This is a genomic window from Nocardia sp. NPDC058114, assembly GCF_042884695.1.
Taxonomy (GTDB): Bacteria; Actinomycetota; Actinomycetes; order Mycobacteriales; family Mycobacteriaceae; genus Nocardia.
Window position 1 is genome coordinate 283,867 of the sequence record NZ_JBHVTK010000008.1, and the last position, 25,596, is coordinate 309,462.

Below are 25,596 nucleotides of genomic sequence, written 5' to 3' on the forward strand. Positions count from 1 at the left end.
TGCATGAGCAGATGCCACCTGTCACCGTATCGTGCAGCAGCCCCACGCTTCAGGGAAACCGACAACGGCCTCCTGACTTGGTCAGATTCCAGGCCAGCAACGACCAAAGAACCTAGGGCGATGATCGGGACCGGTAGTGCATTCGCCGCGTTGCGGTTCGGCATGACCCGACTCGAAGTTGGGCATGCGGGCACCGGATCAGCAAATTGCATGGACGACGCGGGGACAATTAGAGGATGCTGCGGATCTATCTCGACCAGGCGAAGTGGATCGACCTGCTCAAGTGTCGAGCGGGACGCGCGGACGGCAAGAAATTTCAGGAGGTCTACGACCTCGCCCGCCACGCTGTCGAACGAGGGCTAGCCTCGTTCGTGCTGTCCACCGCGCACTACTACGAGACCCAAGCTCGCTCCAACCCGCGCAGCCGCCGCGAATTGGGCGCGACGATAGCCGACTTCTCCCGGTTCCACGCCATCGCGCCCACGCGGGTCGTGGTGCCCGCCGAGATCCAACAGGCGCTCACCGGTCGACCACTGACTTCACAGATGAACCTGTTCGGCGTCGGTTTCAACCACGCCTTCCACACCGACGCGGACCTGGGTTCTCCCGATCCGTCGAAGCTGGCCGATACCCCGTTCGGTCAGCACGCCGAACTGCGTGCGGCCTACAGGTGGTGGGCCGAGTTGTGCGTCCTCGCCGCGCCACCGCCGAGCAACGGTGCCGAGCAACGAATGCTGGAGGTGGCCAGAACGATCCGCGACGGAGCGCAAACCTTCGTCGATACCCAGGACACCATCGGTGGATACGTCGCGTCCAACCGCCTACGCGATCGTCTCGACGAAGTCGCTATCTCGACCGAGCTTGAGGACATCTGGGAGCCGCTGATCGCCGGATGCCGCGAACGCGGAGTCGATGTGCGCGATCGGATCGCCACGATCGACAGTGCCCGCGCGCTGCTACAAGCCCTTCCGAGTCGCTGGGTGATGAGCGAACTGCGGCGGGTGCGCCTGCGCAATCCCCAGCAGCTATGGAAGAAGAATGATCTCAATGACCTACTCGCGCTGTCGATCGCTGTGCCGTACTGCGACGTCGTGGTGACTGAACGGCAATGGGCCGTCCGCGTCAACGAGCTGGGGCTCGCACAGCAGTACGGAACCACGGTCCTGCACGATTTGACCGACCTGACCGGCGTCCTCGTGGCGAAGTCGGTATTCACTTCCTGAGGATGCCGCAGTTGTGATGCTCCGGTCGCTACCACACCGCGCCTCCCGAGCCCGGCACTGCCCTAGCCTCGACTGCCGACGCTGCTCGGAAGATCGAATGCTGTGCGCCGCACTGCCTGCTTGGTGGTGCCGCGGTGCGAGCACTTGCCTGGGTGCGGAGGGCCCTGTGCGTCAGTCGGGCGAGGTAGGTTGCAGTGCATGGGAATGCCCTCCGCGAACGTCGTTGTCGTCGAACCGGTGGTCTCTGAAGAGAAGGTGAAAGCCTTACTCGCCGTGGGGAATGAGCTGTCGAACCTGGATTACAAGCGCACGGTCGATCTCAACGAGCACCCCGAGTTGGTCGAGTTCGCCAAGGACGTTGCGGCCATGCGCGCTCGTGGCGGCTACATCCTCATAGGCGCCGACGACCAGGGGCAGGTAACCGGCGACCTGACCAGGGCATTGGCCAAACAGTTCGACGAGGCCAACCTGCGGCAGAAGCTCGAGAAGCTCCTCCACCCCACCGGGGTGATACCCGCCCAACACGTCGTGAACGGATCGCACGTCGTGCTGGTGTATGTCCCATGCCACCCGGTCGGATTCACCGTGGTCAAAGCGATCGGCGAGTACACCAAGAAGGGAAAGGTGGAACGGGTGCTGCGGCCCGGTGATGTGTTCCTCCGCCGCGGTACCTCCAGCGTGCGCTGGAATGAAGATGAGGTCGCGGGTCTACTCGCAGCCCGAGATGAGGAACTGCGCGAGCAGTACCGAAAAGACTTCGCCGCGACGGTCGCTGCGATCCAGACCGACGCGCGAGGACAGTCTCTCGCTCGCGGTCCGGCGCGAGCGCTCACCTGGCAGCTCGACGAAGCATCGTTCGACAGCGCCGTGCTGGAGATGCTGCGCGAGCGAGACTTGGCGCCGATCCGGTTGATGCTCATCACGGGACCCGGGGACGCCCTCGCCGCAGTCGGTCGCGAAGACATCGACGAGTACCGAACGATCCTCGATCGGTTGATCTCCCTGGCCGGGATCGCGCTCACCCTCGATCAGGACGTCACCGCGGCTTCGGTCATCGATCAGCTCGCCAAGCTCTACTGTTACCCGCCCGCGCCGCGGCACTCGAATCAGCAGTGGGAGGCGGTGCTGTGGCTCGAGATCATTTTCCGTGTAGAAGCGCTCGGCGGTCTGGCGGTGCATCTGGGCAAATGGGACGTCGTGCGCCGACTCGCCCTGCAACCATCCCCCGATCCCTATTGGTCGATCTGGCTCGGGCACGCGCTGGTCATGGGGTCGCGCAGCGCAGCCTTCCCGATGGTCAACGGGAGAGACGAAGCCGGTGGCTTCATCTCGCGCGCGCGTCGGACTACCCATCGGCTGCCGGCTCTGCGTCCCTACGTTCAGGATGACAGCGGATATGACCCAGAACCCGGAACCGCTGTCCCCGAACGCGATCAAGTACTGGACGCGCTGTGCGGCTTCGAAGCGGTGGCAGCGCTCATCATCACCACTCGACCCAAACGCCCCACCGGCAAGGGAAGCGAGTACTACCCCGAGTTCGGCAACTACTTCTCCCGACGGTCGGAACCGTGGTGGGCCAAGCTTGCTGACGATGTCGAGTTCCGCACTGCGGTGCTCGGCGGGGTCAGTGACGAAACGCTAGGCGACGCCATGATGGAGGTCGCGGACCAGACCCGACGCGTGACCAACTTCGGTGTTTGGGAGGTCGAGACCGAGCCCGTGCGGCAACTCATCGCCGCAGCGAGGAACCGGGCGCAGCCCTCCTAGTTGGATGCGACAAGGAGTTCGGGAGCATCGGCTCCGGTATCGAGATTTTTTCTTGCTGGTACTCCGCTGTGGTGTCGACTCTCCCACCGCCTATTTGTTGCCCGTGCCCGTGCCCGTGCCCGTGCCCGTCACGATGCGAAGTGCCGCCACTTCGATGTGTGCGGCACTGTGACGAGACCGAGGCGCGGCGACGCTGCTAGGCGATTGCGGTTTGAATGAACTGGTGGAACAGCGCAAACAGACGGGCAGCGTCGAGGACTTCGTCGTGGACGACGAAGCGGTTCATGGCGATCACGGACGAGTGATAGGCATTCAGTTTGCTTCTGATGTCGGCTTCGTCCAATCCCGCTTGTCCGTCGCGTCCTTCGATATCCCAGCGACGCAGGGACCAGGTGCTATGTGTGGCCGCATTTGGGGCGCTGGGCAGGTACAAGAGGTTGGCGGAGGGGGCGGGGTTGTTGGCACCGTGATCGGCCCCGTACTCGTAGAGATAGAGACCACCCCAAAGAAGAGGAAAATCGTCTGTGGCGTTCGTGGGAGGAGTAATGGGTTTCCACAGTCTCGCTTGCAGGACATAGTCGTCGTAGACGAAGCCCATCCGCCGGTTGGTATCAAGTGGTTCGTGTTCGGGGCCCAGCCATCGGGTCTGCCCGGCGGTTGACGCGTTGACGTCGTTGTAGGTCACGTCGATGATCTCTCGGAGATCGGCGGCGGCTCGCACGCGCACGTTGTGTATGGCCTGCTCGGCGCGTTGTCGTATTGCTTCGCTTTCCTTTCGGATGTTTTCTCGTCGGCGCGCCGCGACGACGGTGTGGGCGAAAGCTGTTTGGTCCTCGGTGAGCGGGACGGCTAGACCGTCGAGCGCGGCGCCGACGGCGCGGGCATCGGCGTAGCGTTCGTTAGGATTCTTCGCCAGCAGCCGCAGCACGATGGAATGCAGCCGTGGCGGCAGCGAGGTCGGCAGCGAGGGCACCATGCTGTGACGGTGCTGCTCTGCGATCTCGTGAGCCTCGCCGGTAAATGGCACCTGCCCAGTCAGCAGCTCGTAGGCCAGCACTCCGAAGGAATAGAGGTCGCTTCGCGGAGTAGGGGTGAGGTTGTCGAAGATTTCCGGCGCCGTGTATTCGTAGGATCCTCCGCCACCTTTGAAGGTGTAGGTGCTGGTGGACTGCTGCAGGTCGCGTGAGGTACCGAAGTCTGACAGGTGCCAGCGTCGATCGACACGCAAGACGTTGAGCGGTTTGAGGTCGCGGTGCACGATCCCGATCGCTGCGAGCTGCTCCAAGCCGACGGCGATCTCGCGCAGGATGGCCAGCTTGTCCGCGAGCGGCAACTCCGATGAGTGCATGTGGTCGGCCAGGACAGTTTCGGCCAACGGCATCGCGATGAAGGTGTAATCGTTGTCCTGCATGATGCCCAGCGCGACGAGCAGGTGATCAGTGGCCAGACCGGAGTTCCACACCCGCTCGATGATCTCAAGTTCACGATGGTCCAGTTTGCGGCTGATCGGTTTGCCTTCAGAGGCGATGACCTTGACCGCCACTGGATGCCCCTGCTCGTCGTGGCCGCGGAACACCGTCCCGTAGCCACCTTTGCCTAGTGGGGCGGATTCGTCGTATTTCCAGTGTTTTCCCGCTATGTCAGTAAATTCCACCTCTAGGCATCGCACGACCTCCGCTGAACATAACAGCCCCTCCCTCTCGGAAGCGCTGTTCCCGCCGAATGGTGCCGCAGTCGCCGTTCGCCCCTCAGTGCTGCATGGACGGTCCCAATATAGGCAGCTTGTCCTCGGTTGGGACACCGCTTTGCCCCTGGCGCGTTCGGACTGATTCGCCAGCATGGTGGTTCGCCGACCGCACCGCGAATCGACACCGAGTCCCTGCGCGTCACCGACGTGGTACGGATCGTTCGGCGCGTCGTAGCCGCATCTGTTGCCACGTGCGCTACATTCAACGCCGAACGGATGTAGACGCATCGCCGCTGGCCGCGGGCCGGGCACTCAGGACCTGAGGAGCCCGCATGTCGGTAGGTCGAGAACTACACCACCATCAGCTGCTGGCCTCGGGCCGGGCGACACCCTTGAGGGTCCGTCCCGCGCACCGACGTCGGTTCGACAGCGCCGTTGGCCTCGGTACGGGCAACTCCACGATCTCTGGAGACCTGCGATCATGCTGTCCCGACTCTTTTCCTTCGCCGCGCGCCTATCAATGCGGCAACCGACGTCCAGTCTTTCCCGGAACGCGGTCATCACCGACCCTGGGAACTCCGCGCAGATTCCGGCCCGTGAGCATGAGCGGCGCCCGTCCGGCCGACTCGTTGAACCGGACGCGTCCCCGCGACAGGACCGGCCCGCCGATACACGCCCGCCGCACCGGAACCGACTCGCTGTCGGATTCCGCTCGCTGGCGTTGGCCGCCGTGCTCGGCAGTGTGCAGGGCTGGTTCCGCGACCACACGGGTTGGCTCGAGGCAATAGCAGATCGATTCTCGGGCTGGTCGGGGTAGGGCAGCCACACCTTGACGGTGCTCTTGCGGTGCGGTGCGCGCGGTTTCAAGTTCATGTCGCGCGCTGGGGCCTGGCTGTGCCCCACACCAGGAGGTCGCTGAGCAAAGGGCTCAGCGGCGGCCCCGGCGCGTCGCGAAGACCTCGGCGCGAGATAGTGCTGTCGACCCCGGATCGAGAAGGTCAGGGGTTCGATTCCCCTTAGCTCCACAGTATACGCAGTTCAGGCTGGGTTTCGAAGATTTCTTCGGAACCCAGCCTGACTCTTTTCCCCACGAAGTCACCACTGAATCAGGTGACCTGTCGCAGTGTTCAATGGCGCCCGCAGTCGCTGCCTACTTGGAGATCATATCGGCGGCCCGACCGAGCTGTCGCCGAGTCCGTGTGCATGTCAGCGACGACAACTAGGGAGATTCACAGGGCGCAGTCGCGCGGAAGGCGTTGCTGCGTAATGATCTTCGATAGTGTTTGCCAGGCTCTGAGAGAATCGAGTTATGGCCGGAATCAGGTCGTGGGCGCCAGCTGTCCGCGAGAAGCTAGGACCGCATCGCCTTGTGCATATGAGTGCGTCCGACGACACTGCCGATGCGGGGATCGCTTGGGCCGCAGCTGCGACACCGAGACAGTACGCGGCAGCGAGGGTCCTTCGGCGGCTGGGGAAGCCTGAGGCGGCTGAATACTTGGAAGACAAGTTGCCGTCAACGCCTAACACGCGCTCCGGAGACCTCGGCGAGGTCATCGGCTCGCACTACGCAGCGCGGGATCTCGGCTATCGGATGATTGCCAAGTTGAGATGGAAGGACCACCGTCAGATGCCGATGCGTGGCGACGACATCGTCGGAGTTCGGGTACCGCAGAGCGGGTCGGTTGAGTTCTTGAAGGGCGAGGTAAAGAGCCGCACGCTTCTCGACAGACGAACGGTGGCTGAGGCGGACAAGGCGCTGCAGAGCGACAACGGCCGCCCGTCTGCTCATGCGCTGGGATTCTTCGCAGATCGACTCGACGAGAAGGGCGAAGTCGACCTTGCTGACCGAATCTACGCCGCGCAGCTGTCGACGCGGATCGATCAGCATCAGGTACTGCAGCTTCTATTCACTTTCACCAGCAACGACCCCCGCAAAATTCTTCGGGAGAGTACGACAACCTACGAAGGCCCCATAACGCGTCATGCGGTTGGACTGCAGGTTCCTGATGTCCAGGCGTTCGTAGCCGCCGTCTACGCCAAGGTGGTCGCAGATGCCTCAAAGCCGTGAGGCTATCGAAGCAGCTATACGGGAGGCAGTGTCACCAGGATTCCGAGGAGGTCTCCTTGCTCGCGGCGAAGCGCGTGGGATGATCTGGCGTGAAGGGATCCTGCCAGAAGATGCGCCGGAGTTCGGACCACTGCTGGACTACGATCTGCTGTCCTACGGCTACGCTTTGCTCGGAAGCGGGCTGCGTCTCATCGAGGCAGAGGGATCTCGCCAGCTCAGCCGACGTGCCTTCGAGAATGCCGCGGCTGCGATCGAGTCCGTGATTGCGCGAGGCCCCGATGCCGATGATCGAGAATTCCACCGCGTCGTTGCGGCTGCGGCTTACCACTTGGGGGGGTTTTCTGCGCGCGCTTACTCGCTCCTGTCGAAGGTTCGGAACTCGGCGCAGACCACGTCAAGCGAGCAGTGTTTGGTCCTGCTCATGCTCAGAAGGCTCGACGATCTTTCTGCTCTGATCTTTGAGTGGCGGGCCGAATCGAGGGCATCGGATGCTGAACTTGTGACTGCGCTGGAGCGCTCCTACGAAGCAGTCGGAGTAGACGACCTCGCGGAGGAAGATGTACCTGACGTCATCGATGTGGTGGACCTAGCGCTTACCGATGCTTTCATGGCTGCGATGAGCGTTGCGATGCTCGCCTTCGAGCGAGGTGATGCCGAGCTTCTCGATGATGCTGTGCACAGACTGAGAACTGGACTTGATGCTGCCGGCGAATTGAATCTGGTTCCCCAATGGTGGTGCCACCGGCTTGCCATTCATCTAATCGACGGTCTGTGGCAGGCCAGCTTCCATGCCGTTCTTCCAGTAGATCCCCTGGAAGGAGGAGGAAAGGACTGGCAAGAGCTACGTGCAACTTTCATTGCCACGCTGCTCCGACGTCGTCGGGCAGAGATCGAACTCTGGCCGTCCCAGCTCGAAGCTGCCGCTCGCGCGCTCGATACACACGACAACCTCGTCTTGTCACTCCCTACGAGCGCGGGGAAGACACGCATCGCCGAGCTTTGTATCCTCGCCACCCTGGCGGAGCGGAGGCGAATCGTTGTCGTGACCCCGTTACGTGCGCTGTCAGCTCAGACCGAGGCGATCCTAGAGCGCACTTTCGTCCCTTTGGGAAAGACTGTGTCATCGCTCTACGGCACGACCGGCCTCAGCGAAGTGGACCAAGATATTCTCGGTGAGCGCAACATCATCGTCGCCACTCCAGAGAAGCTCGACTTCGCTCTGCGCAATGATCCCGACTTGCTCAACGACGTAGGCCTCGTCGTGCTGGACGAGGGCCATATGATCGGGCAAAACGAGCGGGAGGTCCGCTATGAGATTCAGGTTCAGCGTTTGCTGCGCCGCCCCGACGCCGCGAGCCGCCGCATCGTATGTCTGTCAGCGATCCTCCCAGACGGCGATCAAATGCAGGACTTCGTCAACTGGCTCACCGACGATCAACCTGCAGGCCTGATCGCCAACTCATGGCGGCCCACCACGTTGCGCTATGGCGAGATCACCTGGCATGACGACCACGCCCGTCTCACCGTGACCGTGGGTAGTGAGAAGCCGTTCGTTCCCCGTTTCCTGACTGCCTTCATTCCACCGAAGAACGGGCGACGGATATCGTTCCCGAACGACCAACAGGAACTGACGCTCGCTTCCGCGTGGCAACTCGTCGACGAAGGGCAGACGGTCCTGATCTTCTGCCCACTCAGAAAGTCGGTCAACTCGCTGGCCAAAGCGATCGTCAAACTCAATCGTCAAGGCGCACTGAGGAACGTGTTCGAAGGGGATGCCGCACAGCTGAACACAGCGTTGACGATCGGCGAAGAGTGGCTCGGACCGAGACACCCGATTCTTGCCTGCCTGAAGCTGGGTGTTGCGGTCCACCATGGCTCACTTCCTACCCCGTATCGGAAGGAAGTGGAACGTCTCCTCAGGGAGGGTATTTTGAAGATTACGGTGTCCTCGCCAACACTTGCCCAAGGACTGAACCTTTCGGCGAGCGCGCTGATCGTCCACAGCATCTGGCGGGATCGCGTGGTGATCAAGGCGTCTGAGTTTCGCAATATCGTTGGTAGGGCTGGCCGAGCGTTCGTCGACTCCGTCGGCCTGGTGCTTCACCCGCTCTACGAGAACAAGCCTTGGGACCGACCAAACTGGCAAAAACTGGTCGACGACAGCACTATTCGCGACATGAGTAGCGGATTGATGCAGCTCGTACAGGCTCTGCTCATTCGTATGCAGCGGAAGCTTGGAGACGAAGACTTCGAGGTGCTCATCGACTACGTGGCGGGCAATGCAGCGTGGGATTTCCCTGAACTCTCCGGCGAGGATGCCGCTCAGGCTGCCAAGGCTCCGCGCAAATGGAGGGAACAGCTTTCCAGCCTTGACTGCGCTCTGCTGAGCCTCCTCAATGACTCCGCAGTCGACGAGGTCGGCATCGAAGAGGCTCTCGACAACGCGCTCGCTTCGTCACTCTGGACGCGAAGCGTGGCACGGAGACAAGATGCCGTTCAGATCGCCCTGCGTGCTGGTCTTTCCGCCAGAGCCCGCTTCCTATGGGATCGGACGACGGCAACTCAGCGCCGCAGCTACTTTCTCGCAGGTGTTGGTCTCGAGACTGGGCGCAAGCTCGACGAAAACGCCGACGTGTTGAATCAACATCTGAGAGATGCTGAGCGGAGCATCCTCGACGGTGATGATCACGGAGCCATCGCCGCTATCACTCAGTTCGCTGCGATCGCTCTCGCAATCGAACCATTCGCACCACTCAAGCTTTCCGTCGGTTGGGAGGCGACGTTGGCGGGTTGGCTCGAAGGCAAAACCGTTGTGGAGATTGCCGCCGACGACACCTTCGACGCGCTCGAGCTGATCGAGGACACTCTCGCCTACCGATTGCCGTGGGCGATGGAGGCTGTGCGCGTTCGAGCTTCCGCCCATGAATGTGCTGACGACGCGTGGTTGCTGATCGAGCCAGATCAAGGACATGCGGTGGCGGCGGTTGAAGCGGGAACGCTGAACCGTTCCGCAGCTCTGCTCATGAGAGCTGGTTTCTCTTCTCGGTCAGGTGCAATCGCGGCCGTTCTGTCAGAGAGTGGGCAATTCACCACCTTGGCAGAGCTTCACCTGTGGTTGGGCTCCGCAGATGTGCGTCGACATGCAGACGACGATGACTGGCCAACGCCGACTACACACGACCTGTGGACCGGGTTCACCAACCGAAGTGTGGCGTCTGGGCAAAAGACATGGACCCACACAGTCGAGTACGCGGCAGTGACCTGGTTCGATGACCACCCATCCAGCAGCGCCGCCCCGTACCGAGCCGTCTCTTACGAGGGGCGAACCTTCATCGACATGCCAGATGGGCGACGCGTGGGATTCCTCAACGAGCCGCTCAATCCGAAACGGGCTGGTCTGCTAGAGGTGTCGGGTATCTCCGCAGAAAATACCGTTGAGCTCAACTACAGGGGCCCGGCAGATCTATACGGATAAGTAACCGGCAACGCATTGGCACTGCGACAGCTGATTAGACGGCACAGCTACAGCACCCGTGGCAACTGGGCCATTCACCGAGGAAGCCTGCCACTACGCGAGCTGGACCCGGTAGCCATCGTCGATCGGATACGCCGAAATGTCTATGCCCGCAGCTGCGCTGCTCAGTGCCCGCTGGGGGTTCTTGCCAGTCCGGCGATGCTCTGTCGCGAACATCCGCAGCGGGATGAGCGACCGGTTGGCGAAAGCGAACACATCACTCATCTGGAGCAGTCGCCTAGTCGCCGATGGCTCGGTCGAGGACGGCGGCTGCGGCACGGTGCGGACGACCTCGTGCCATGTAGTGCTTCTGGGTCATCGAGGGATCAGTGTGGCCGAGAACATCGGCGGTCACACGGGCCGAGATTCCGGCGTCGTCGAGGATCGTCGCTACGGCGTGGCGGAAGCTGTGCGGGGTGATGTCCTCATCGAATCCGAGAGCTTCCCGAACACGTTGCCACGCATGGCCGACGTTCTGCGGGTCGCGCAACGTCCATACCGCCGAGGGGAAGACCAGATCGAGATCCTCGGAGCCAGACTCCGGCGGTGAGGCCAGGCGCCGCGCAGCCATCGCGGCCTTGCGACGCTTGAGCATCACCACGGCGAAGTCTGGCAACGCCATGGTGCCGGTGTGGTTCTTCGGATCGTTGTCGTCGGTAACACGGACCAGTCCGACGCCCGCGAGACGGATGACCTTGCCGGTGGGGCGAAGTGTGGACTCGTCGAAGTCGATGTCAGACCACACCAGTCCGAGCATCTGGGAGCGACGTAGGCCGGTCGCGGCGCAAAGGGTGATCGCGTCGGCGATGTCGGCGCCTCGCAGTACGCAGCCACCGTCGGCGGGGTGTATGCCCTTGACGGGTTTGCCCCGCTCAGGTTCGGCCTTGGCCAGTTTGCGCGGGCACGGGGTGGTGGAGACGCGCACCGAGGACGAGATGAAGCGCAACTGGTCGACGGTCAGATCGCCTGCGCCGCCGGTGCGTCCCTTGGCTTCGACGTTCTCGGCGATCTTGGCCTCTTGAACAGGGTTGACCTCGAGGGGAGTTCGGCTGCACGCGAGCCGGAACATTCCCGAGAGCACGTTGCGGGCGGTTCGCATGTTCGACGGTCCTCGTGCGTGGCCGACCTCTTGGAGGAAGGCTTCTACGGTTGAGGTCGTGACTTCGAACAGCCGGCGACCGCCGAAGGCGGTGTCGAAGGTCTTGGCGGCCTCGTCGTAGCGGCTGATGGTCGTGCCGGCGCGGTTGAGGGAGATGAGGTGATCGCGATAGTGCTTCCACAGCTCCCGCACGGTGATCGAATCCGACAGTGCGTCATCGAGATCGACACGGATGTCCGTGGCTGCGCTGAGAACGGCGTCGAGGGCACGTTGGCCGGTGCGGTCGGGAAGCGCGCGGCCTTGGGTGTTGAGTTTGATCGGGGAGAAGCGGGTGACGTCTCGGCGTCGACCGGAGGTGTCGCGTACGTAGATGCGTGCTTTCCAGTGTCCGGGGGCGATCTCGGTGAGCATCGGTTTGCCGGGAACCCCGAGAGGCCGTGGCGGTCTACCCCGTCTCATCGTCGTGCTCCTGTGGTTGGTCGTCGGGGTGCGTCAGGGCTGTTTCGAGTGCGTCGATGTCCCATCGGAATTCCTTTCCGACTCGGATGGGTTTGGGTAGCCAGGTGTGCTTGCCTGGTTGGCGGGCCCAGCGTCGCAGCACTTCGGGATGGATGCCGATGTGGGCGGCCGCGGACCTGGTGTTGACCCACCGGCGAAGCGGCGGTGGAGGCGGGGTCGAGGCTTCATCGCTCACCGACGTGCCTCCGGTCGCGGTCGACGTAGATCACGGGTGCGCAGTGCTGTACGCGCCGCGTCTGAGGAGGGCGGCAATCGCCGAGAGAATTGCGGCTATTCGTGCGGTGTCGGCGGAGGCCACAGCGCACAGAATTGTGATCACGTGGCGGGGCAGCGCTCAAGACACGGCAACTGTCAGAGCCGGTGCGGCACCGGAAATGCCACAGCAGATAAGCGAAGACAGCTCGCGACGGCAGCGCTGAAGAATCCTCGCGCCCCGGGAGCGGGATGGCAGTCGTATGAAATTGCATCGGGCACCTTTCGGCCCGATCAGTGGCTCTTTCCCATATACAGGAAAACACAAATTCGGCGATGTTCGCCACCAGTTTTCTGCTGGCACCGAGAAATTGGTGGCGATTCAGGAACAGGGCGACAAGCCCTCGCCCTGTGAATGATCACAAAGCTCCGACCGGCGCGAGCAGATCTGTCGCTGCTGCGCCGGCCGGATGTCCTTGGTAGCTAGACGAGTTCGGGGCCGGAGTACGCCTCTGGTGTGGCCGTGACGAGCTGGACATGGTGAGCGAGCATGCCGTCGGTCAGTGACAGCTGGTAGGAGACCAGTCTGTGGTTGGCGTCGTAGGCGTGCAGCGGACACTGCGAGTCGCGCCCGTGGGAGACGTTCACGCTGGCTGCCCACAGCCGCCGAGCATCGCTGATCGGTGTCAAGGTGGAAACGAGATCCTTTGCCTGCGCTGAACTCCGGTGCCTTCCCAGAGCCGATTTCAGCATCGCGACCGTCCAGGAACCTTCGCTTTCAGGGTCGGTGACCACGGTCTTGCTGTAATCGCTGAACATCCACACCGATATCGAGCCGCTGTCGTCGATGCCGGGAAGGGCTGCGGCGAACAAGTCGTTGTGCGCCAGCAGGTTCCAGAACGGATCGATGAAGGCGGCGGGGATGGCGCGGGCTTGGAACCGCTCGAGGTTGAGCCTCAGAGACTTCTCTGCCCGGACGTACCTGCGCAGGGCGTCGGGTGGTGCCAGCATGATCGCGGGCCCCGCGAGCTCACGAAGATGGGAGGCCATCGCCTTATCCAGGCGGTATCCGCTGATGATTCTTTCGAGAGTGTCAGGGGGCGGCTTGGACTCGCCGCGTTCGAAACGCCCCAGATGAACGGCGCTGAAGTTGACCTCTGCGGCTGCTTGGGCCTGGGTGAGTCCGAGATCTTCCCGGATCCACCGGATTGTGGTGGCGAGGTCCGGGATCGAGACCTGTGGTCGGTTGGGGGCACGTCGACGTTGGCGTCCCTTGTGGGGCCGTGCAATTCGTTCGTTCAATTTTTTCTCTCCCCCCCGGGAGTTTGTGGTGGATGTCACATACTGTGTGGTTTGAGCGCAATATTGCGACTTCGTGACGAGATCCGTCTGCTTGTTTATGGGGCGGAGAGAGACGAAGGGGAGGTGTGTGGGAGCGCGAAATAGGGTGCAGGAGTGGCGGCGAGAGGTGTGGCGGAGGGCAGGCATGGGCTGGATGCAGTGACGGTGAGTGTGGCGGGCTGATTCGGGGGTGCTTGGGTGGGATCAACCGGTGAAACGCGGTTGATCCCACCGGCCGCCGGGCCGCTCAGTCCGGCCGCGTGATCGGCTCCCAGCCGATTGCCGCGCAAGCGTAGTGGCGGGGTCCGAGCGCGACGACGTCGCCGACCGACAGCGAGCGATGCCCGCCGCCGTACCAGCGGGCGGTCAGGTGCTCGTCGCCGGGTTCGGGGTGGTCGTTGAGTGCGTCGAAGATTCGGCCGAGCACGACGTCGTCGGGACCGCCGGTGTCTCGGGCGAAGACTCGTTCGAGCAAGGCGGTGTCGGCGCAGGGCGCGGGCAGCGATTACGCCGAGTCGTGTGAGGCAGTGGCGGGCTCGGTGGAGCACGAATACCTCCGGTGGGAGTGGAATGGGTGGGGCACCGACTCGCTGTGCAGCGACGGTGCGGCCGGGTGGCGGTGCTGGGTCAGACGAACCAGGCGCGGAACTGGATTTCGGTGTATCCGGTGGGCGGCGGGTCAGCGACGCTGATGCGTTGGCGTGCCCAGGACCCGATCAGGCCATGCTCGTCCTCGATGTAGCCCTCACCGCCTTCGACGGTGAGCGCGGGCAGCGGATGGACCTCGTCCTCGCTGGGCGTGGAGTCGATGAGGAGGTAGACGCGGCGGTCGTGGTTGATCAGATGCCGCCCGGGCAGGCCATCGGGGACTGGTGTCTCGGGAAGCCGGTCAGCGAGGCGATGGAGGTTGGTAGGCGGTTCAGTGCCAGGTTCGGGATCGGCGTACTCGCCGACCCAGACGATGCGCGTCGGTGTCGTGAGGATTTGTGCGACGTCGGAGACGAACCAGTTGTCGCGTCGGTCGGCGTGCTCGGCGAGTTTGTAGAAGATCCCTGGATCGAGGTGGCCGATGACTGTGTCGGAGTCCTCGGCGAGGAAGACAGGTTTGAAGTGTTGGCCCATGGTGGTTCACCTTTCGGATCGGGTGTCGGTGCAGTGGTGAGAGCTGGGGGTCAGCCGGGGGCGTGCAGCCACCCGAGCGCGGTGCAGGCGCAGTGGCGTGAGCCCAGGGCGATGACGTCGCCGACCATCAGGCGTCGGCGCGCGGGGCTGTAGCCGCGGCGGGTGCTGTGGTCGTAGGTGCCGAGGAGTCCGTCGCGTGCGCCGTTGGCGTGCTCAGCCACCGCCGGGTCGTCGAAGCTGGGTTCAAAGATGTCGTGGAGGATCTCGATGTCGGTGTTGCGCGCTGAGACGGTGACGAGGAAACGGTCGGTGAGGACCAGGGTGATGCCGGGCGGGTACCCGCGCAGCATGGCGTGCGGTTCGGTTGCCAGATACACCGTCACGCAGAACTGCCGCAGCGCGGAACCGGTGGGTTGTTGTCGGAACCGGCGGCGGGCGCGGGGGTGAAGGGCACGGCCGAACATGAGGAACCTCCATCGGGCGAGCGGTTGGGGCACCCAGTCGCGCAGTGCCCCAACCGACTACGGAGAAGGCGGGTCGGGCGAGGACGAGATCAGGCGGCGATGGTGTCGCCCGCCGCCGGCACATACAGGCCGAGGTAGACGCGGCACTGGGTGCAGAACCCGTCGTCGTGGACGGGCAGGTACTGGGTGCAGCCCTCGCAGCGGCCCGCACGCTGGCCGGGCGGAAGCACCCGAGCTCCTCGGCGCGGTGTTGACTGCGTGGGCGCGGGCTCGTCATCGATGTCGGTGAGGGTGGGGGCACCGGGCAGATCCGGATGCGTGGCGAGGAATCCGTCGACGACACGGATCAGCCATTCGGGTGCCCGTCGGCGTACCTCGGCGATCAGCGCGGATGCTGCGTCGGGGTAGTGCTCGGCGAAGTAGGTGCAGTACGCGGTGGCGAGGTCGGACAGTTCGAACCCGGCCTCGAGTGCGGGCAACCCGGTGCGGTTGTCGCTGCGGCAGTAGTCGCACAGCCCGTCGTCGGAGCGCAGCACTGCGTCACGGGTGTGGAGGGGGCGTTGGTCGGTGGCGGCGCGTTCGACAAAGCACGACACGCACCGCCATCCCGCGACTGGGTTCATGGCGGTGCGGAAGTCATCGAGTCCGTTGCCTTGGAACATGGAGGAGTCGCGGCGGTCCGAGCGTGAGCCCAGTCCGGAGCGTCGTTCGGCCCACTGCAACGAGTGCTCGTGCGATTTCACGGGGGCACCGGCCTCGGCGCGGTCGAGGTCGTGTTGGTCGGCGACGAAGGCACAGTACTGGTGGTCCCAGATCGCTTCGGAGATCTCGGTGGGCAAGGGTGCGCGCTCGCCAGGGCGGCGCGGTGTCCACCCTGGCTCGGCTCGGGTGAATCGGACGCCGCGCGCGATCAGTTCGGCCATGCGTTGCCGCAACTTGGCTTGGGTTTCGACTTCGGTGTCGACGAACAACGACTCGGTGACGTAGTCGGTGACTTCGAACGGTTCGGCTTCGGCGGGTCGGCGTTTGCCGCGCGCGCCGACGCGGGCACGGATCTGCTCGGGCCGGAGCCTGGAGGCATCGACGGCCCGGGAAGCGGGCAACGTCAGTCGCGGCAACGGGTTTCGCCACATGCGGATCGACTGGCGTGGCATTTCGGCGGCGAGGAGTTGGACGTGGAGTTTGGCGAACTCGTCGGCCGCGGTGGTGTCGGGGTTGGCCTTCGCTCGGGCTTCCAGGATCTGGGCGAGGTCGTGGTCGGCGTGGGAGTGCAGGAAGGGGTCGGTATCGGGGACCAACCGCACCAGCCGTTCGCGCTCGAGGTCGTCACCGGCGGCCCATCGCGCGCGCAGCCGTCGCAGCGCTGCCTCGCGCGGGTAGAGGGTGAAGACTTCGACCATGTAGTTGAGGACGTCCCAGTCGGCGTCGGTCGCCAACTCCAGAGCGCTGCGGAACGTGCGCTTGGCGGCGCGACGGTCGCGGCTGAAGGTGAGCTCGATCGTGGAGATCGCGTCGAGGAACGCCGCGGTGCCGGGCTCCGGCATCGGCTCGACGACGGGCTCGGGGGCGACGGTGGCCGACTCGGTCGGGGTGACGAGTGTCGGACCGATGAACGCGCTCGGGCCGAACTCGGGCTGGGCGACACTAGTGCCATTGGCATCAGTGGGGACAGTGGCGTGAGGTGCTACGAGAACAGACACGGCAGATCTCCTGACTAGGACGGAAGAGTCGACGGCACCCGGGCGCGCTGGAACTGCCACGCTTTTCGCACAAACGAGGGTGCCGGGCTGGGGTGGGCCCAGCCGAGGGCTACCGACCAGGACCGTGGGCGACACGACGGCGGGAACGCGCCTGGGCGTGCGGAAACGAATTCCTCGCGCTGACCGCGGACCGGTGGGTGGCGCTGGTGGTGGCGCGGGGAATTCGTTTGCGCCGGGCGCGGGCCCGACGGCGTGGCGCACGCGGTCCTGGTAGCCCTCGATCGGCTGGGCCCACCCCAGACCGTCACCCGGACCCACCACTTACCGACAACCTCATGACCGTCGGCCGCCGGCGGATCCGGATGCGGTCAGGAGACCGGTGCGTTCAGAAGGGTGGTTCGCCGAAACCTGCACCGGCACCGGCGAGTACCGGTGTTTCCCACGACTCACGCCGATCATCACGATCGGTGGCGTCACCGGCCCGCGGAGCCGCAGACCCACTCACCGTGGTGGTCTCGGTGCTCGTAGGGGTGGTGGGTGTCGTGGTGTCGCGCTGGCCGAACCCACCGCCGCCGGTCCGGCCGGTGGTGCGGGTGACTTGGGCGCGGGCAAACCTCAAGCTGGGCCCGAGCTCGTCGACCTCGATCTCGTAGACGGTGCGTTTGTCGCCGTCGCGGGTTTCGTAGCTGCGCTGCTTGAGCCGTCCCATCACCAGGATTCGTGCGCCCCTGGACAGCGACTCCGCGGCGTTTTCGGCGGCCTCGCGCCAGATGTTGCAGCGCAGGAACAACGGGTCACCGTCACGCCACTGGTTGGTGTTGCGGTCGAAGACCCGCGGTGTGGAAGCGACGGTGAAGTGAGCGACCGCCACACCCGCAGGTGTGAAGGTGAGCTCTATCTCGGAGGCCAAGTTGCCTACCAAGGGCAGTACCGGCTCGCCGGGCATAGTCGGACCTTTCTGATCGTGTGGATGGGTCGAGGACGTGGGGCGATCAGCCAGGCGTCGGAGCCCGACAGGTGACGAGTGAGGTCGAATGTGCACGTGGATACCGGCGCAGGGTGTTGCTAGATGACGAGGTCGTTGTAGATGTCGTTGATGGTGTCGGGGGCATGGGGCAGGTGCGCGCGGACACCGGCGGGTATCGGGGCCGTACCTTTGTCGCCCCCGGCGAAGTAGTGGGGTGCGAGCACGAGTCGGCTGCTGGGCCGGTGAAACCAGACCGGGACGAGGCTGCCGTGGAACTTCGGGCCCGAGGCATCAGGTGCCCGCAGCAATTCTTCAGGGCTGGCCACCGCGACCGACTGATCCTGATAGGACAAGACCAACGCGACAGGGTCGCTGCCGGTGCCGGTCCAATCGTGGAAATCGATCTCGGGGAACGGGGTGACCACCGCGCCCGGCGGGATGTGGAAGTGGCGAGTCAACACGTGACCGACGATCACCAGGTAACCGTTGAGCGTGGTGCGGGTGGTGAAGTCATCAGAGTTGTTCGGCATCTGGCTCCTGGGTGTGTGCGGGCGCGACGGTCGGGCCGTGCTGGTCGGTCAGGTCGCAGGCGTCGGGCAGGTGCCGCAGGAGCTCACCGAGGGTGACCGAGATCAGGTTGGGCTTGCAACACACACGGTGACCGGCGACCAACGCGGCACCGTCGAGATCGATCGCTTCCGCTGCGAACCAGTCGATCTCGCCGGTCTCGGTACGCGGCACAGTCACCGGCAACCACGCCTCGACCAGACTGGCGACCGACTGCCATGCGCGGTGGGTGAGAATCCGTGTGTACCTGGCGGAGTCGAACGTGCCGCGCGAGCCAGCAACGTGCAGGCAGTAGTCGTACACGGCAAAGTTGGAGGGGCCATCGATCCAACGAATCGACACCGACCTATCGCCGATCGGCATCACGGTGAACGCGGCGTCGGGCCAGCGGCGACGCAGCGCCGCGGCGAGCAGCTGGGTGTGGGCGTCGGCGTCATCGGGTTCGACCGGCAGGATCCGATACCAGGTATAGAAACTCGACCCCTGGTATCGGGCCCGCGCCCAAAATCGGCATATCCCCACGGTCGGATCGGTGTCGCTGTGATCGGTGAGGATCTGCTCCAGCGTCGCGTGGACATCGTCGACGGACAAGCCGTCGGCGACGATGGTGCGCGCGGACTGGTCCAGGACGCGGAAGCGGTCATTGATGTGTAGTCGTGGCATCAGCTGGTCCTGTTCGATATCGCTGGTGTTCGGCGTTGGCTCGATGTGGCGAAGGCTGTGACGAACGCGCGGATCTGACCGCAGCCGGTCAGGTGATGTCGAGGCCGAGGTCGGCCGCGACCACCACTCCGCCCTCAGCCATGCCCCGGATCTTCTCGGGGGGCAGGTGCTCGTCGAGCGCGATCGCCAGCAGTTGCGCCATGGCATGGGTCGGCTCAGCGTCGAGGGCAGTGGCAATCGCGATCCCGGCGAGCACGGTGTCCGCGTAGTAGTAGGCGCTGTAGGCGAACAGGGCGGCGGCCTCGGCGCGGTCGAGACCGTCGGTCGCCGACGCGATCTGGCGCCACAGTGCCTCTGCCGCGCCGTGGTACTCGCTGCGGGCGAGGCCGTACATGCTGTCGCGGATGGTCCTGTCACGCAGCAGCGCGGCAACCGTGGCGAGATCCTGCGCGCTGGGCCGCTTTTCTTCCGCTGTGCTGATCTGAGACAGGACCCACAGAATGCGGTCACGTCGGTAATCGCGCACGCGATCGGGGGTGCGCGCGGCGGCCAGGTCGTCGCGGTAGCGGGCAACGGCGCAACCGCGATAGGGCAAAACCTGCTGGGCGAGGACCGGGTCCGAGTCGAGCAGGTCGGCGATTTCGTGGCGTGCGGCGTAGATCTGGTGGCCGTCCAGGACCTGAGCGAACGCGACGGTGGAGGCGCGAGGATCACCCACGCTGCCATCGCGGCCGTGTCTGCACAGGTCCCGGTACTCGACACCTGTCGCGATCTGCGCGACCCACCAAGCGTGACTGGGCTCGATCCCTGCTCGAGCGAGGTGGCGCAGCAGATGTTCGGCGTTGGTCAACCCGGTCGGGCGATCGTCGATGACGACGGCCATCGTGGAACTAGTTTTCTGGCACTGGCGTACCGATTCCAACATGTGCGCCAGACCACGGGCTTCGGCAGGGTCGGCGGCGGAGTCGATGTCGAACCGGGTCACGGCACCGATCACCTGGACGCCTTCGTTCTCGGGGTGGGTGCCGAGCAACGCCACCACCAGTGACCGGGTGGGACAGAATCCGAGCATCGCCGGAATCGCGGCGATCAACTCCCCAGGATCGGCGACCCGGCGCAAAGCGATGTTGTTCTCCGCCGGATCGGACTCGGGTGCATGGGCTTCGTCATGGGGTTCCACGGCAGGTCCCTTTCGGATTCGGGCGCGATATTGCGGACGAATCCGCGTGGAGTTCTCGGGCGGACTACGTGGCCAGCGCCGACAGGGCTGACCTTGTTGTGAAACGGGCGTGTCTGCGTCGAGCTACGAGGCCGCACAGGGTTATTGGTCTGGACCGGCTCGAGCCGACATGGTGATCGCTCATCGGATCTACACATCCACCGCGCGCGATCGGCCCGAGGCACCGCCACAGTGGCGACAATGGCAGCATGCTGCCCGATGACGACTACGCGAGCTTGGTACCGAATCCGCCGACCAGTTTCGGGTTGACCGAGCTACGAGATGCCTACGTCGATGCCGTCGCTGACGAAGACGTCCAACGACCGATGGCCGCCGAACGGCGTGCCTACTTCGAGGGACTGTGTGGGCTGTTCGAACTCGATCTGCCGACCTCGCGCAAGGGCGTCGGTTGGAATCCGGCCCGGTATGTGCACGGCCTGGTGCTCAACGCCGCGAAGTCGTTGTTGCGCACCGGGAGCCCGTGGGACGGCTACCTTGAAGCCGGCGCACTGTTCAAGGCACTCGATGATCTCGGTATCGGCGAAGCACACCGGTCGATGGTGGTGGACCTGCGCACGACGGTGGAAGCGTCGAGGTCCAAGCATCGGGCGCTGCTGGACCTGTTGCTGACCGGGCTACTGGGCGAGCACGCGCAGCTGGTGTTCACGCTGGCAGATCTCGACGCCGCCGGTATCGAGCGTGCGGTGCCGATCCGCTATCTGCCTGACTGACTGACCACGATGGTTCGGTGAGGGCATACCGGGGTTCAGGAATGCTCTCGGCCACCGATGGCCGGGTCGACGTGGCACGAAGCGGCTCCGCTTCGCTGTGGCCACGTCGACCGGCCATCACTCGGGTCGCTGCGCAGCCAACGACCGAGCACCAGTGATTCGCAGTCGGTGTCACGGTGGATCGGCGCTGCCTAACCCTCGCGGTCAGCGCCCTCCACGCAATGAAAATTACTAAACCTCAACATCTTCCACCGGCAGGTGACAGAGGAAATGGCGGCAGGCGCGGATAGATCAATGTCGCTACGGTCAGCGATGCCCCGGTCCAATCCCCTCCGGACCGGGGCGCTGCACCCATGTTGCTCTGCTCTGGGCCACCCAAATCAGGCGGCGAGGGCTTGGACCACTTCCTCCTCGACCGCTGGCGCGGCCGGGTTGTCGAGATCGATGTCGTTGTAGTCGACCTCGCCGGTGATGGCGCGCTCGACGTCAACGAGCGCGAAGCCTTTCCTCGCGCCGAGCTCGGCGAGGAAGGTCAGGTACCGGGCTGCCCCGGAAGGGGGCCTGCGCCAAGAGTCCTTTTCGATCTGCGATTCGTGCGCGCCGAGGACCAGCGCGAGCACGATCACCCACGCGCGTCCGGTCGCCGCTGCGGCGATCTTCTCGGTGAGTTCGCCGGTGCTGGTGACGCCCAACAGTTTCTGTGTCGTGGTGGATGCGCCCCAGCTCGAGAGCAACCCTGGCTCCCGGTTCAGCGACGTAGCAACGAACACCGCGGTCCCGGGCGGGGCTGTCCGCGCGGCCAGCAGTTCGGTCAGGAACTCGATGCGGCGGATCTTGGCGGCCGAGCCCTGCTTGTTCAACTCGATCACCCGCCGCCGCGCCGCCCGCGCTGCCTCCCGGTCAGCCTGCTCGATGTCGGTTGCGTCGACGGGATCGTCGGCACGGTCGACTGCGGGTTCGGGAACGGGGATCTGGAGTCCGCTGGCGGGCAGGTGTTCGGCGAGCAGGTAGTAGGCGGGAACCCACTGTTCTCGGGTCACCAGCCCATGAGCGCTGCGCAATCCCTCGCCCGGCTCGACACCCGGTTCGGTGGCGTCCCAGTCGACGCTGTCGGGATCGACAAGCTCACCGGTGTCCTCGGCGACGAGATCAGCGTCGCTGTCATCGACAACAACGTAGACCGCCCACCGATGGGCATCGGCGTAGATCTCGGTCTCGGTCACCGGCTCACCCTCACCGGTGACAAGGTCGGTGGCCGAAATCAGGTTCGTGGGTTCGGTGGCGAGGTCGGGGTCCTCGGTCAAGATACCGAACCCGAACGCGGCGTAGGGAAGTGCCGCGGCCAGCCGGGCACGGGTCATGGCTCGATCTTGCTCGATCAAGGTGGCGCGATATCTGAAGTTGATGCGGGGGAAACTGAGCTGGGCCACGGCGTCGGTGTCGCCGAGCGCTTCGTAATGCGCGATAGTCTCGAGCTGAGCCAGCGAGTACTGGGAGTCGTCGAGCAGCCTGCGGGCGGTGGCGGATCGACCGATCACCGCGGCGGTGCGGATCTTGGCGTGCTCGGTCTGTAAACCTTCGGCGATGCGGGTCACGCTGGCACCGAGGTCGAGCATCAAAGCGACACCGCCGGCGCGGTCGGAATCGGTGATCGGGATACGCCGGTCGTTGAGATTGAGCTGGGACAGCGCCCGGGTGATCCGGCGTTCATCGATGTCGATGCTGGTGTCGACGTCGGTGATCCACACTGGCACCTGCGCCACGTTCTCGGCGACGGCGATCAGGGTGCGGACCTGACCGTCGAGGACGTGGAGGCTGCCGTCGGTCTCGCGTTCGACCAGGACCGGCGCTCGAACACCGAACGCCCGGATCGAGGCGGCCTGCTTCGGGTGTTCGGCCGGGTCGAACCCTTGCCGGATGTTCTCCCCGATCACCAACTCGCCCGGATCACGGAAACCGGCCTCGGCATTGGGTGGCTTGGCTACCTCCGGGGCGGTGTCTGGCGAAACAGTGTCGTCGGAGGCGGTGTAATCGGCGTCGCCGCGTGGGGTGGGTTCGATCTGCTCGGCCTCGATGAGGTCCGGGGTGCCGAGTTCGGCCAGGGTCGAGGGCATTGGGCGTTCCTTTCCGAGAAACGAAACCAGCGCGCCCACGGTGTCGGGTGGGCGCGCTGGTGCGGGTGCGAGGGTCGGGCAGGGTCAGGCGGGGCGGCGACGGGCGGCACGAGCGACGTTGACCGGTCGCAGACGCAGCAGGACACCGTCGTTGCCTGCGGTGTAGGTCCAGTGCCGTCCCCGCCATCGCGGGTAATCCGCGCGCCAGCGCGCGATCGTCGCCTCGTCGGGGACGGCGCTGATCGGGCCGGCGGTGCCGAGGTGTTCGCGTCGGATGAACTCCGTCCGCTCGATCGAGTCGACAACGCCCGGTTCGGCGGTGGTGCCCGGATCGGTTGGGGCCTCGATTTCGGTGGCGGATGTGGACATGACAAACCTCCTGGTTAAGGAATTTCGGTTCCGGACGGGCCGGGGTGGGGTTGACCTGCAGCGTCGTGACATCCGAGCGCGGCACCACCGGGAATGCTGAACATTTGTTGACGCTGTTCAGGAACTGATCAGGTGATGGTGAGGTGGGTGACCCGCTTGCCGCACGACGCCGCGATGCTGGCGTCGGCGGGCCACCTGCCCGCCGGCGGTGACCGCTGGGCGCAATGGATCTCCGATGGCCTGCTCGTCGGATACCGACGGCGGGATCGTAGTTCCTAACCGGTGCGACTGACCTGCTCAGGCACGGCGAAATCGAATCCGCCCATACTCGGTGGTGTCGTCACCACTTAGCGCGACCGCTGAGGTGGCATGGATCGGTGGACACGTGTTCGCGCGACCAGTTCGACCGTCACCGCGACCGCGCAAGCCTGCGACAGCATCAACCCGATCAGGACCAGAATCTGCACGGCACCGGCTTGCACGGCCGACCCGCTCGTGAGCAGCACACCGATGAAAGCGCCGGGGAGAGTGACCAACCCGACCGTGCGCGCCTGGTCCACACCCGGTATCAGCGCGTCGATCGCGGTGTTGTCGAGGACGAGCAGGCGCGCCGCCCGGTCTCCGAACCCCAAGCTCAACGCGGCCTCGACCTCACCCCGACGCTGAGCGATCGCGTCGAGCCCGCGCCGCGCCGCGAGCGAGGTCGCTGTCATGGTGCCGCCGAGCAGGATGCCGCCGATCGCCACGAGGGTGACCCCGCGGATCGGGATGACTCCGCTGAGCAGCGTCGCCGGCAGCACCGCGGCGATACCGGCGGCGATGGCCAGAGCGAGCCATGTTCCCGACCGGCCTGCCTCGGCGCGTCGCGCGGCGGTGAAGGCCGCCGCACCGAACATGACCAGCAGCACTAGCACCGCTGACCACGCATGGCGCAGCGCCGCGGCGAGGATCAGCGCTATCACGCTCAACTGCAGCACTGCTCGCCCCGCCGCTGCGGGCACCACGGTCGGTGAGCCCAAGTGAGCAAGCCGGTAGACCAGGGCCGCGGCGGCCACCATGCCCAGGCAGAGCAAGGCCAATCCGAGAGCGGGTATGACCACCATGATGTCTCCTCACCGCGAGGTCAGCCGAATCTTGCGGATTCATCCGGTGTGGGGGTGTCCCTCTGGGATTCGTCGAACCGTCCAGGGACCAGTCGGGGCCTTAACGGAAGTATTGGACCAGGCAGAATTCGTGCTCCTCGGGATCGCGCATGACCAGGACAACCCCTTCGTCGTAGTCGTGCCGCTCGCCGGACCAGCGCCCGCCCAAGTTCTGAACCCGACGGCAACCGGCTTCGATATCGGCAACTTCGATGTCGAGGTGGTTGCGGACCTTTCCGATCTTGGGCTCGGCCACTCGTTGGAAGGTCAAGCGCGGTCTGCTGTCGAAGCGCGAACCGACGGTTGCCCATCCCGGATCATCGCCGTGTTCGGCCGTGGCGGGGATACTCAGGATCGCGCTCCAAAACGATGCCAGCCGCATGGGGTTCGCGCAGTCGATCGTGATCCCGACCCATCGGTTTTCCATGCCTACCAGGATGAACGAATCGGGTTCTCAGTGTGCGTCAAGCCGGAATCGGTGCGGAGATCGGTAGGGCTGCATGGTCTTCGAGCATCCCGTAGAGGACATCGCAGCGTCGCCGGGCCAGTCAGATGAGAGCAGCATCGTGTGTCTTGCCCTCTGCCCTCTGCTCTTTCGGTCGTGGTAGGCGCGGTTGGTGGGATCGTGCAGGGCCGCGAACGCCAACAGGAACTGCACTCGTTGAGCTTGTGGTTGCCCGATCGGGACGAGCTGCTCGATCGGTGGGCGATGCTGGGGTAGGAGGCGAGGTGGTCGGCCGAGGCGAAAGCGGTGCCGTCGCCGACCTCGAGCAGGATGCGGGCGCCGGTCCTGACTCCGATGCCCGGCATCGAGTTCAGGACCTGGGAGAGAGGGTGATCGACTCTCCTCGATCTCGACAGCAATTTGTTGTCGGTGCAGCGGAACGGTTTTCAGTGAGTCGGCGAGTCTCGGCAGCACACTCTCGGCGGGGCGGGTACCAGGAACGACGACGGTTCGGGGCGGGCAATGTGGCCAGGATTTCCTCGACCAGCCGGGCGCCCGTGCGGGGTGCGTATTTGGTCGCGGACACCGGCCCAGCGTAAGGAAATTCGGAGTGTGGGAGGGCTTGCGGCGGTAGTGTCGGAGGCTCTTCGGGAAGTTCGGATCAACCTCGCTGCAGGTGTGTC

The 25,596-nt window shown here is 64.6% G+C and carries 23 protein-coding genes and 1 pseudogene; 6 read left to right on the plus strand and 18 right to left on the minus strand.

The genetic code is table 11. The annotated features are described in order from the left end of the window. The first annotated feature begins 236 nt into the window (after positions 1–236). Entirely contained in the window at positions 237–1,223 is a 987-nt protein-coding gene (locus tag ACFVVI_RS27410; protein ID WP_387447436.1) for a hypothetical protein, read from the plus strand. A gap of 102 nt (positions 1,224–1,325) precedes the next feature. Next, a complete protein-coding gene (locus ACFVVI_RS27415; protein WP_387447437.1) occupies positions 1,326–2,990 on the plus strand; it encodes a helix-turn-helix domain-containing protein in 1,665 nt (554 codons plus the stop codon). Between the two features lie 196 nt (positions 2,991–3,186). On the opposite strand, the gene ACFVVI_RS27420 is transcribed toward ACFVVI_RS27415, so the two are convergent. Further along, positions 3,187–4,644: a serine/threonine-protein kinase gene (locus ACFVVI_RS27420; protein WP_387447438.1), complete on the minus strand. Its 1,458-nt coding sequence runs from the start codon at positions 4,642–4,644 to the stop codon at positions 3,187–3,189. Positions 4,645–6,172: 1,528 nt separating this feature from the next. Here ACFVVI_RS27420 and ACFVVI_RS27425 point away from each other — a divergent pair. Together ACFVVI_RS27425 and ACFVVI_RS27430 are read left to right on the plus strand one after the other, a co-directional pair. Then, positions 6,173–6,745: a Hachiman antiphage defense system protein HamA gene (locus ACFVVI_RS27425; RefSeq protein WP_387447439.1), complete on the plus strand. Its 573-nt coding sequence runs from the start codon at positions 6,173–6,175 to the stop codon at positions 6,743–6,745. Between the two features lie 79 nt (positions 6,746–6,824). Beyond that, on the plus strand, positions 6,825–10,220 hold the full coding sequence (locus ACFVVI_RS27430) for a DEAD/DEAH box helicase (RefSeq protein ID WP_387447440.1): 3,396 nt from the start codon (positions 6,825–6,827) through the stop codon (positions 10,218–10,220). 93 nt (positions 10,221–10,313) lie between these two features. On the opposite strand, the gene ACFVVI_RS27435 is transcribed toward ACFVVI_RS27430, so the two are convergent. From ACFVVI_RS27435 to ACFVVI_RS27490, 12 genes are all read right to left on the minus strand, one after another. Then, positions 10,314–10,484 carry a hypothetical protein gene (locus tag ACFVVI_RS27435; protein ID WP_387447441.1) on the minus strand — a complete coding sequence of 57 codons (171 nt, stop codon included), beginning with the start codon at positions 10,482–10,484 and terminating at the stop codon, positions 10,314–10,316. Positions 10,485–10,497: 13 nt separating this feature from the next. Further along, on the minus strand, positions 10,498–11,817 hold the full coding sequence (locus ACFVVI_RS27440; RefSeq protein WP_387447442.1) for a tyrosine-type recombinase/integrase: 1,320 nt from the start codon (positions 11,815–11,817) through the stop codon (positions 10,498–10,500). Continuing rightward, positions 11,804–12,052 carry a hypothetical protein gene (locus tag ACFVVI_RS27445; protein ID WP_387447443.1) on the minus strand — a complete coding sequence of 83 codons (249 nt, stop codon included), beginning with the start codon at positions 12,050–12,052 and terminating at the stop codon, positions 11,804–11,806. Before ACFVVI_RS27445 ends, ACFVVI_RS27440 begins: the two co-directional genes overlap by 14 nt. Positions 12,053–12,552: 500 nt before the next feature. Continuing rightward, positions 12,553–13,410 carry a helix-turn-helix domain-containing protein gene (locus ACFVVI_RS27450; protein ID WP_387447444.1) on the minus strand — a complete coding sequence of 286 codons (858 nt, stop codon included), beginning with the start codon at positions 13,408–13,410 and terminating at the stop codon, positions 12,553–12,555. Between the two features lie 247 nt (positions 13,411–13,657). Then, positions 13,658–13,885, minus strand: coding sequence for a hypothetical protein (locus ACFVVI_RS27455; RefSeq protein WP_387447445.1), 228 nt, complete (start codon positions 13,883–13,885; stop codon positions 13,658–13,660). Between the two features lie 152 nt (positions 13,886–14,037). Then, complete coding sequence (locus tag ACFVVI_RS27460; protein ID WP_387447446.1) at positions 14,038–14,532, minus strand: hypothetical protein; 495 nt, start codon at positions 14,530–14,532, stop codon at positions 14,038–14,040. 50 nt (positions 14,533–14,582) lie between these two features. Continuing rightward, positions 14,583–14,996, minus strand: a complete 414-nt coding sequence (locus tag ACFVVI_RS27465; RefSeq protein ID WP_387447447.1) for a hypothetical protein — start codon at positions 14,994–14,996, stop codon at positions 14,583–14,585. A gap of 89 nt (positions 14,997–15,085) precedes the next feature. Further along, positions 15,086–16,696, minus strand: a complete 1,611-nt coding sequence (locus ACFVVI_RS27470; RefSeq protein WP_387447448.1) for a hypothetical protein — start codon at positions 16,694–16,696, stop codon at positions 15,086–15,088. A gap of 385 nt (positions 16,697–17,081) precedes the next feature. Further along, the gene (locus ACFVVI_RS27475) at positions 17,082–17,642 is read right to left on the minus strand and encodes a single-stranded DNA-binding protein (RefSeq protein WP_387447449.1); all 561 of its coding nucleotides are present in this window, start codon (positions 17,640–17,642) and stop codon (positions 17,082–17,084) included. A 119-nt stretch (positions 17,643–17,761) separates the two neighbouring features. Beyond that, entirely contained in the window at positions 17,762–18,193 is a 432-nt protein-coding gene (locus tag ACFVVI_RS27480; RefSeq protein ID WP_387447450.1) for a hypothetical protein, read from the minus strand. Continuing rightward, on the minus strand, positions 18,177–18,893 hold the full coding sequence (locus ACFVVI_RS27485; RefSeq protein WP_387447451.1) for a hypothetical protein: 717 nt from the start codon (positions 18,891–18,893) through the stop codon (positions 18,177–18,179). Before ACFVVI_RS27485 ends, ACFVVI_RS27480 begins: the two co-directional genes overlap by 17 nt. Positions 18,894–18,981: 88 nt before the next feature. Continuing rightward, the gene (locus tag ACFVVI_RS27490) at positions 18,982–20,073 is read right to left on the minus strand and encodes a DUF4192 domain-containing protein (RefSeq protein ID WP_387447452.1); all 1,092 of its coding nucleotides are present in this window, start codon (positions 20,071–20,073) and stop codon (positions 18,982–18,984) included. A gap of 248 nt (positions 20,074–20,321) precedes the next feature. Here ACFVVI_RS27490 and ACFVVI_RS27495 point away from each other — a divergent pair, with 248 nt between their 5' ends. Continuing rightward, positions 20,322–20,843, plus strand: a complete 522-nt coding sequence (locus tag ACFVVI_RS27495) for a hypothetical protein (RefSeq protein ID WP_387447453.1) — start codon at positions 20,322–20,324, stop codon at positions 20,841–20,843. Between the two features lie 380 nt (positions 20,844–21,223). Here ACFVVI_RS27495 and ACFVVI_RS27500 read toward each other — a convergent pair whose 3' ends face one another. Then, positions 21,224–22,957 (minus strand): ParB N-terminal domain-containing protein, encoded by a 1,734-nt coding sequence (locus ACFVVI_RS27500; RefSeq protein ID WP_387447454.1) that lies wholly within the window; start codon positions 22,955–22,957, stop codon positions 21,224–21,226. Positions 22,958–23,041: 84 nt separating this feature from the next. Then, positions 23,042–23,326, minus strand: coding sequence for a hypothetical protein (locus tag ACFVVI_RS27505; protein WP_387447455.1), 285 nt, complete (start codon positions 23,324–23,326; stop codon positions 23,042–23,044). Positions 23,327–23,473: 147 nt separating this feature from the next. Here ACFVVI_RS27505 and ACFVVI_RS27510 point away from each other — a divergent pair, with 147 nt between their 5' ends. Continuing rightward, the gene (locus ACFVVI_RS27510; protein ID WP_387447456.1) at positions 23,474–23,605 is read left to right on the plus strand and encodes a hypothetical protein; all 132 of its coding nucleotides are present in this window, start codon (positions 23,474–23,476) and stop codon (positions 23,603–23,605) included. A gap of 68 nt (positions 23,606–23,673) precedes the next feature. Here ACFVVI_RS27510 and ACFVVI_RS27515 read toward each other — a convergent pair whose 3' ends face one another. The 3 genes and pseudogenes from ACFVVI_RS27515 to ACFVVI_RS27525 form a co-directional block, all read right to left on the minus strand. Next, a complete protein-coding gene (locus ACFVVI_RS27515; protein WP_387447457.1) occupies positions 23,674–24,429 on the minus strand; it encodes an ABC transporter permease in 756 nt (251 codons plus the stop codon). Positions 24,430–24,529: 100 nt separating this feature from the next. Next, the gene (locus ACFVVI_RS27520) at positions 24,530–24,895 is read right to left on the minus strand and encodes a VOC family protein (protein ID WP_387447458.1); all 366 of its coding nucleotides are present in this window, start codon (positions 24,893–24,895) and stop codon (positions 24,530–24,532) included. 37 nt (positions 24,896–24,932) lie between these two features. Then, positions 24,933–25,493 (minus strand): annotated as a pseudogene (locus ACFVVI_RS27525) (transposase); the annotation flags it as partial. Between the last annotated feature and the right edge of the window lie 103 nt (positions 25,494–25,596).